The organism is Oscillibacter sp. ER4 (genome assembly GCF_000765235.1).
Taxonomy (GTDB): Bacteria; Bacillota; Clostridia; order Oscillospirales; family Oscillospiraceae; genus Hominicoprocola; species Hominicoprocola fusiformis.
The window spans coordinates 1-808 of sequence record NZ_JPJG01000121.1 but is presented as its reverse complement, the minus strand read 5'-3'; the positions used below and the strand labels follow the sequence as shown (position 1 = coordinate 808).

Genomic DNA, 808 nt, shown 5'->3' with positions numbered 1-808 from the left:
GAATATAGATTCCGTTCTCAAAATCTCATATTTTGGCAAAAACGCCGAAAGGCGGCGACGCAAAGCCAGATGGGCCTAGCGCCTCTCCGAATGGAGAATACGCTATGACAGCCGGTTGCACCCTTACTGATGTATTCGCTTGTCACTGCTCCGTCCGGCTTTGCTGGAACGGAGCTTTTTTCGTGAGGGGGTGGCTGACGATCCGACGAACATTTCGAGCGTTTTGCGCGGAACAGGGAAAGACTGCTTTGCTTGCCCAGTGGGATATTGAGCGAAATTTACCACTCACGCCGGATGATGTGACTTTCGGCAGTCACAAAAGAGTCTGGTGGACCTGCCCAAGCGGCCACTCATGGCAGGCCATGGTTTACACCCGCAGCGAGGGTGCAGGCTGCCCCTACTGCACGGGGCGCAGGGTTACGCCTAAACAGGGCGGCCTGGTGAATCAGTTTCCGCTGCTCGCGGCAGAGTGGGACGTCGAAAAGAACGCACCCTTGACACCGCAGGACGTCACGACCGGCAGCCACAAGCTCATCTGGTGGGGATGCCTGAAAGGGCATTCCTACCGTTCCGCCGTCAAGACGCGGGCGCAGGGCAGTGGGTGTCCGTACTGCGCGGGAAAGAACGTCCTGCCAGAGGAAACCTCCCTTGCGGCTGAGTATCCGTCGATCGCGAAAGAATGGGATGTGGCAAAAAACGTGCCTCTTTTGCCTACGCAGGTGATCTCCGGTACAAGGCGCAAAGTCTGGTGGCGCTGTCCGAAAGGCCATTCGTGGCGCGCGGCGGTGTATTCGAGGACGACCCTCGG

Annotated in this window: 1 protein-coding gene, 1 pseudogene and 1 riboswitch; the gene and the pseudogene both read left to right on the top strand. The window is 58.0% G+C overall.

Translation table 11 applies throughout. The annotated features are described in order from the left end of the window. Positions 1-24 precede the first annotated feature (24 nt). Positions 25-123: riboswitch (cyclic di-GMP riboswitch) on the top strand. Then, positions 105-344 (top strand): annotated as a pseudogene (locus NI20_RS16070) (zinc-ribbon domain-containing protein); the annotation flags it as partial. Its footprint overlaps the riboswitch before it by 19 nt. 18 nt (positions 345-362) lie before the next feature. Next, on the top strand, positions 363-808 hold a 446-nt coding region (locus NI20_RS15275; protein ID WP_242843007.1), incomplete at its 3' end, for a zinc-ribbon domain-containing protein.